This window comes from Leptolyngbya sp. FACHB-711 (genome assembly GCF_014695615.1).
Lineage (GTDB): Bacteria > Cyanobacteriota > Cyanobacteriia > Elainellales > Elainellaceae > Leptolyngbya_A.
The window spans coordinates 1-6,958 of sequence record NZ_JACJOR010000549.1 but is presented as its reverse complement, the minus strand read 5'-3'; the positions used below and the strand labels follow the sequence as shown (position 1 = coordinate 6,958).

The 6,958-nt window shown below is 51.9% G+C and carries 8 protein-coding genes; 2 read left to right on the top strand and 6 right to left on the bottom strand.

The features are described from left to right. Window positions 1–180: 180 nt before the first annotated feature. The 5 genes from arfB to H6F80_RS27405 all read right to left on the bottom strand — a co-directional run bounded on the left by arfB (window position 181) and on the right by H6F80_RS27405 (window position 4,286). On the bottom strand, window positions 181–600 hold the full coding sequence (arfB, locus tag H6F80_RS27425; RefSeq protein WP_190794690.1) for an alternative ribosome rescue aminoacyl-tRNA hydrolase ArfB: 420 nt from the start codon (window positions 598–600) through the stop codon (window positions 181–183). Window positions 601–620: 20 nt separating this feature from the next. After that, a complete protein-coding gene (locus tag H6F80_RS27420; RefSeq protein WP_190794692.1) occupies window positions 621–1,295 on the bottom strand; it encodes an HAD family hydrolase in 675 nt (224 codons plus the stop codon). A 142-nt stretch (window positions 1,296–1,437) separates the two neighbouring features. Then, a complete protein-coding gene (locus H6F80_RS27415) occupies window positions 1,438–2,127 on the bottom strand; it encodes a polysaccharide deacetylase family protein (protein WP_190794689.1) in 690 nt (229 codons plus the stop codon). A 109-nt stretch (window positions 2,128–2,236) separates the two neighbouring features. Continuing rightward, window positions 2,237–2,647, bottom strand: coding sequence for a response regulator (locus H6F80_RS27410; protein ID WP_190794688.1), 411 nt, complete (start codon window positions 2,645–2,647; stop codon window positions 2,237–2,239). A gap of 586 nt (window positions 2,648–3,233) precedes the next feature. Then, entirely contained in the window at window positions 3,234–4,286 is a 1,053-nt protein-coding gene (locus H6F80_RS27405; RefSeq protein ID WP_190794687.1) for a mannose-1-phosphate guanylyltransferase, read from the bottom strand. A gap of 494 nt (window positions 4,287–4,780) precedes the next feature. Here H6F80_RS27405 and H6F80_RS27400 point away from each other — a divergent pair, with 494 nt between their 5' ends. Continuing rightward, window positions 4,781–6,250 carry an LCP family glycopolymer transferase gene (locus H6F80_RS27400; protein WP_199296869.1) on the top strand — a complete coding sequence of 490 codons (1,470 nt, stop codon included), beginning with the start codon at window positions 4,781–4,783 and terminating at the stop codon, window positions 6,248–6,250. 32 nt (window positions 6,251–6,282) lie between these two features. Continuing rightward, window positions 6,283–6,789 carry a pentapeptide repeat-containing protein gene (locus H6F80_RS27395; RefSeq protein ID WP_190794686.1) on the top strand — a complete coding sequence of 169 codons (507 nt, stop codon included), beginning with the start codon at window positions 6,283–6,285 and terminating at the stop codon, window positions 6,787–6,789. Here the strand turns inward: H6F80_RS27395 and H6F80_RS29495 are convergent. Continuing rightward, a partial coding sequence (locus H6F80_RS29495) for a hypothetical protein (RefSeq protein ID WP_206755120.1) occupies window positions 6,775–6,958 on the bottom strand: 184 nt, incomplete at its 5' end. The two genes, H6F80_RS27395 and H6F80_RS29495, sit on opposite strands and share 15 nt — an antisense overlap.

Below are 6,958 nucleotides of genomic sequence, written 5' to 3'. Positions count from 1 at the left end.
ATTGGGCGATAATTACACCCGTATAAGAACTGAACCTAAAGTAAATATTAATCGCTTATGCAGCGTTCCCTCTGAAGAGGATGTGAAAAAAGCGCCATCCTCAATGAAGATGCCGCGAACTAGAACTTTATAAAGACGTAGACTTCCCTGGGTTCCCTTAAAAATTAAGGTTTAAACCTGCTATAGATCGTCTGCCACTTTGCCGCGGAGTGCCTTGATGTGCGATCGTTTGCTTTTGCTCTCCAAACGTTTTTGTTTTGCGCTAAACGTTGGTCTGCTGGCTTTGCGCGGTTTTGGCAAGACGATCGCGCTTTTAATCAGCTCTTGCAGCCGTTCGAGTGCCTCTTCGCGGTTTTGCTCCTGGGTGCGGTGCTGCTGCGCCTTGATCACGATCACACCATCTTTGGTAATGCGCTGATCGCTGAGCTGCAATAGCCGTTCCTTGTACGATTCCGGCAGCGAAGAAGCCCCAATATCAAAGCGGAGATGAATCGCAGTGGCGACTTTATTCACGTTTTGCCCGCCCGCGCCCTGGGAGCGAACCGCACTCATGTCAATCTCGTCTTCGGGGATGCTAACGCTGTTGGTGATCTGGAGCATGACTTGCGAATAGGTTGAGACTATCGATCGACGGCTTGCGCTAAAGGAGACTCTTCATAGTGTTGCAGCAAATCTGCCGGATCATCATAAATCGCGATCGCCCCCGACAGATCCTCATCGCTGAAGCCGCCCGTCCGAAAGGCAATCACGCCCACGCCTGCCTTCGCCGCCGATTCCACATCATAGGGTGTATCGCCTAGCATAATCACGCGATCGGCTTTGAGATCCGCTTTTTCCAGAGCCACTTCCACAATATCCGGGGCAGGCTTCGAGGCTTCCGCATCGCTGGAGGTGGTGAACTCGTCCAGCAAATCCTCCACACAAGCCGCTTTGAGCAACACACCCATTTCCTGCTCGGAGGCAGAGCTGGCAATAATCAGGTGCAAATCGGCTGCCTGCATTCGCTGCACCAGTTCTCGCGCTCCGGGCGTTGCGGTTAAATGGGAGCCAAACTTGTCGAGAATCAGCTCTTTGCGGCGATCGGCGATCTCTTTGCCCACGCCTTCCTCAGCGTCTAGCCCGGGAACTAAACGTGGCACAACCTGATCGCCCCCCATGCCAATCAGCGGACGCACTCGATCAAAGGACACCTCGTAGCCATAAGCCGCAAACGCCTCAACCCAAGCTTGAGCATGAGCATCGTTGCTTAACACCAGCGTTCCGTCCACATCCAAAATTACTCCGTCTAACGGCATCAGCTTCACCCTTTATGCATCACTTTAGGCATTACTATTTGATGTTGCCAAAAGGACTGCGACTTGACCTCTTTCGGAGTAGAGAAGGATCAAACGATTCGGGCGATCGTCTCTCTGTCACTTTGCAGAGCAATACTTTAGCTTAAACCTGCCCCTGACACTGCTGCCAGAGCCGATCGATCGTCACAAACTGATAGCCGCGATCAAGCAGTTGCGGAATGAAATAATCCACAGTGGCGGCTGCATCTTCTCCACCTGTATAGCCATCGTGCAGCACAATCACAGACCCATTGCGGCTCTGGGTTAAAACTCGCTGAGCAGCGATCGACACTCCGGGTCTTGTCCAATCTTCGGGAACCACGCTCCACATCACCGGGCGATAGTTCCACTGCTGCAACGCGCTTAAGATTTTAGGCGTGAACACTCCATTCGGCGGGCGTACATCGCGAATTTGGGCAGTGGCGCTCGGATCAAGCCCACAAGTTTCGCCGATGATTTGCTGAGTGCAATCGAGCGACTGCTTGAGCTGAGGCAGCCTCATTTGGGTAAACATCGTATGATCGTAGCCGTGAATTGCTACCCCGTGTCCCGCTTGCCAAACAGTTCGCGCCACTTCAGGAAACCGCTCGACCAGCAGCCCCAGCCAAAAGAAGCTCGCTTTGATCTGATAGCGATCGAGCACTTCCAGCACTTGAAGCGTATGTTGTGGGTGAGGACCATCATCAAACGTGAGAGCAATCCAGGGCGAATCGGTGCTGCCCTGCCACAAACAGGCGGGAAAAGCAGGGTACAAAACTTTGTGCAGGATGGGATAAAGCGGAGCGAACTGCATAACTGAAGCGGTATGAATCAAATTTTGGTGGCAGAACGACTGAAACTGCCTTGCTTCTTTTCATCCTAACGAATTCAGCCTAACGAATTTAGCAATTTACCTACTACCCTCAACACGCAGTACACCAGTTTTGACGCACCCGAGCAGAATGCACCAGCGATTTCAGCACATCCTGATCGATCGGCTTGACGAGAAACCCATCCACGCCGGGATTGTCTTCCTGACGCAGCCAGCTTGGAGCATGGGAATCGGTTAGTCCCACGATCGTCATACTGCACTGATCGTTCATAGTGCGAAATCGATGCACCATAGGGCGTGACCAATCGTAGGGGCTTCCTGCCAGAATCACAAGACAGGGAGAAATTTGCTGTGCCTTCCACATTGCCTGCTCCGGGGAATGGGTCCACTCCACCGGACATCGGAGCTGAGCCAAGAGGGTATCGAGTCGCTGAAGATTGTCCGAGCCTTGGTTTAAAACCAGGACGTGGTTTTGAGTTACGCTCTTTTCTGTTGCAATCATTTTTCTGTTGCAATCATGTTCTATTGCAATCATAGTGTGAACAAATTGTTGACAAATTGGCAGATATCAATAGCACAGGTGGCTCTCGGCTAATATAGCTCGCCACCCAACCCGCACTTTCTACCAAAAGTCACCAAGATCATTGAACTGATTAGATTTAACGCCTATCTTTCTGATAAATCAGTTTTCGTTTTTCTTAGCTATTCAGGATAGAAACTTATCAATCGATCGGGAAGTGAGATCGAAGTTTTGTAAAAGAGTTTATCAATAAGGAAAGGGGGTTAATTTCTATCTCTCAGAATAGAAACTAATTAAAACTTTTTCCTCAAAGTCTGTTTGAGGCATTGCTCATGTTTTACATCCATGTTTTACATCGCCCCTGAATTTTCGATCCTGCAATACAGCGTCCCCTCTTCTAAACGTCCCCTTTTCTAAGGGAAGTTGAGGAGATCTAAGCCGATCGAGCCACAGGTTCCAGCCCCTTCCGTGCGCTACCTCACCCTGTTGTTCGGTCGTGCGGATTTGAGGCAAGCTCCGATTCTAAGGGGGATTACGGCTTCAAGGGGAATTACGGCTTCAAGGAGGATTACAGTAAGTCTGACAGATCAGACTGTTCCTGGACCTTTTTCAAGACCTGCTTAATATCCTGAGTTCGGTCTTTGCGGGCGATCAGCGTTACTTTGCCTTCTCGCACAATAACCAGATCTTCTAAGCCGATCGTCACAATCAGATCCTCTGGATTGCTGGCATAAAGCAGAGTATCGCTAGTATCCAAACCAACGTGTCGCGCCAGCTCTACATTGGGCTGATCAGTCTGGTGCAGCAGCCGATCGATCGCGTTCCAGTCGCCCAGGTCATCCCACTCAAAAGTGACTGGAAGCACATAAGCACGATCGGTTTTTTCCATCACAGCATAGTCAATGCTGAGCTTGGGCAGGTTGGGATAGACCGCTGAGCCTTCCTGTTCCAGCAGATTCATCATTTCGGGCGCGTGGGTTCGCAGTTCTGCCAGCATTACGCCTGCCGGAAAAATAAACATTCCGCCGTTCCAGCTATAGCGCCTGGTCGCAAGAAAAGATTCTGCTGTTGCCAAATTTGGCTTTTCGGTAAAGCGGCTCACCTTGAAGCCAGGACAGTTCTGAAATAGCCCGACTTTTTCACCCTGCTCGATGTAGCCGTATCCGGTGGAAGGATGGGTGGGGGTAATGCCGAGGGTAGCGATCGCCTGATGAGTGGTTGCCAGTTCTTCTGCGGCTGCCAGCGTTTGATAAAAAGTGTCCTGGTTACCAATCCAGTGGTCTGCCGGGAAAAAGCCGATCGTTTCCTGTTCGCCATAGCGTTTGGCAATTTCGAGCGTTGCCCAGGCAACCGCAGGAGCCGTATCGCGCCCTTCGACTTCTGCCAGCAGGTTTTCAGCGGGCAGGTCGGGCAATTGTTCCCTAACGCCGTCTGCGAGATGGGCTGCAGTGATAACCCATAATCCTTCCCAGCCGTTAGCCAGATCCAGAAGGCGATCGGCAGTGGTTTGCAGGAGACTTTTGCCGCTTCCGTCCAGGCTCAAGAACTGCTTGGGACGCGCTTTGCGGCTCAGGGGCCAGAATCGCTCTCCTTTTCCGCCAGCCAAAATTACGGGAATCATGACAGTCCGACCAACGCTTTGAGGTTTCGCCCCATCCTATCAAGGATTGCTCAACGAGGCGAATTCTCTTGCCGATCGCTTTATCGCATCTTCATCGATCGCTGATTTTCCCTCTGTAGATAGACTCAGAAATCCTGAAAGATGGCTCGGCTTGCCGCTGATGAAGGAAGGCGATCGATCTGGCTTCAGGGTATAATCTGCTCGATTAGTAATAAAAATACATAGTTCAGAATCAAAGCATCATTCAAAACGTGAATCAATCAGAACACGAAGCAACCAGAACACAAAGCAACATGCAAATTTATCTTGCCAAATTCGAGTAAGTTTCTGGAATTGAGAGCTGAGGCAGTGATTCTATTTGATTGTCTCTCTTGTATCTGTTCATCGTTCCTGAAGTGAGCGGTTTGAAATGAACAGTCTGAAATGAGTAGTTTAGCCATTCTTTAAACAGCGATTTACCAGGTGGCGTTGGAGTTAAGGGTCAAAGCAGTCGAGTGTCAAAAACCTACAGGTATCAAACTGACATGGGTGATGGAGTAAGCAAGCCGGAACAGGTATTACAGCGGACAAGCGAAGCAAACACCCTTGAGGCAAAGCCCCCAGCGGTGGACACTTTCCAGGAACACAGTCAGGCACAAGCCCGACCCACTCTCTCTGCTGAGGATGCCCAGCCGCCCGCCGAGCTGAGCCAACGATCGCCTTTTTGGCGGCACCTGAGACGGGGAGCACTTTTGGGTCTAACCGCAGTGACTTCAGCGGCGATCGGGGCAATGGCAGCGTTCACCGTTCCCCTGAGCCCGAGCGTTGCGCCTGCCCCGGAAAAAACGACAGACTCCCCCTGGAAATCAGCCTTGCGCTACCAGATCACGCAGCCAGTCAATATTCTGGTAATGGGAATTGATTTGCCGCTCGATCTACCCGACAATCGCTCCTCCAGCAATGTCTTTGCCGGGCGCAGCGATACGATGCTGCTGGTGCGAATTGATCCCGCGCAAAACACCGTCAATCTGCTCTCAATTCCTAGAGATACCCAGGCTTATATTCCGGGCGAGGGCACGGAGAAAATTAACTATGCGAATGCGCTGGGTGGTCCAGAAACGGCGGCAAAGGTGGTCAGCAGTACGCTCAACGGGGTGACGATCGATCGCTATGTGCGCGTGAGTACGGGCGCGTTTCGAGAACTGGTCGATCTGCTGGGCGGCGTTCGCGTCTTTGTGCCGGAGCGAATGGAATATAAAGATGACACTCAAAAGCTCAAGATCGATCTGCAACCGGGGTGGCAAACCCTGAACGGCAGCCAGGCAGAAGGCTTTGCCCGATTCCGTCAAGATAGCAATGGCGACATTGGGCGAGTGCAGCGACAGCAGCAGCTCATTCGTGCCCTGCGAGAACGGCTGACCAATCCCACGTTGGTCACTCGCATCCCGCAAATCGTCCAGCTTTTCCAGAAATACATCGACACCAACCTTTCGCTGGAAGAGATGATGGCACTTGCCTCAACGGGGCTGAACCTGGAGCAGGAAAATCTGCACATGGTAATGTTGCCAGGTCGCTTTAGTACGCCAGACGAGTACGCTGCAAGCTACTGGCTAATGGATGCTGCTGGACGAGACCAGGTGATGCAGGAATACTTTAACGTGGGCGCATACACGGTCACCAATCCCCAGACCGATCGCGCCGATCTGCGAATTGCCATTCAAAATGCCTCTAGTGATTCTAATCTGGGCAGCAAAGTTGCCGCCTATCTTCAGTCCAAGGGCTTTAATCAGGTTTATGTGGTCGAAGACTGGCCCGATCGCCTAGAGCAGACCCAGATTATTGCTCAGCGCGGCGACCTTCGCAGTGCCTCAGACCTGGAAACCGTGATGGGGACGGGTCAGGTAGTGGCTGCATCAACGGGTGACCTGCAATCGGATCTCACGATTCGGGTGGGCGACGATTGGGCAAAGCGATCAGGCATTTAGGAATGGTTGGGTCGCGATAGGAGCAAAAAGATATGAAAAAACTGCTGCAATGTTTACTGAGTCTGGTGCTGGTTGTAGGACTCGCTTGTCTGTGGGTGCTGCTGAACGCGACTCCGGCAATTGCCCTTACCGATACAGTGAACTACAACAACGCCAATCTCAACCAGGAGAACTTTGCCCGCGCCGATTTTCACGGTAAAGCGTTTGTCTCCGCCGAGATGCGCGCAGCGAACTTTGAGGGCGCCGACCTTTCAGACGCAATTTTAACCAAGGGGGTGCTGCTCGATGCCAACCTGCGGGAAGCTAACCTGACTGGAGCACTGCTCGATCGCGTCTTCCTGGTGGGGGCAGATTTAACCAATGCGCTGCTGATTGGCGTAACGGCAACCCGCACTAGCTTTCAGAATGTGACAGTGACCGGGGCGGATTTTACCGATGCGATTCTCGATCGCTTTGAAATCTCAGAACTCTGCAAGCGAGCAGACGGCGTGAACCCGGTGACTGGGGTTTCAACACGAGACAGTTTAGGCTGTCGTTAGGAAGGTTAGGGGTGGTTTGAGGCGTGTTCTCGGTGCTCCATCGCCCCAGAAATTTCCCAGTGCTAGGGGACTCTGAGAAGAACCATCTTTTAAGCTGAACCTTTTAGCCAGCGCATCAACGGCTCCCAGGCTAGGACATCCTCCAGAATTGATCGGTAGCCTTCGCTGT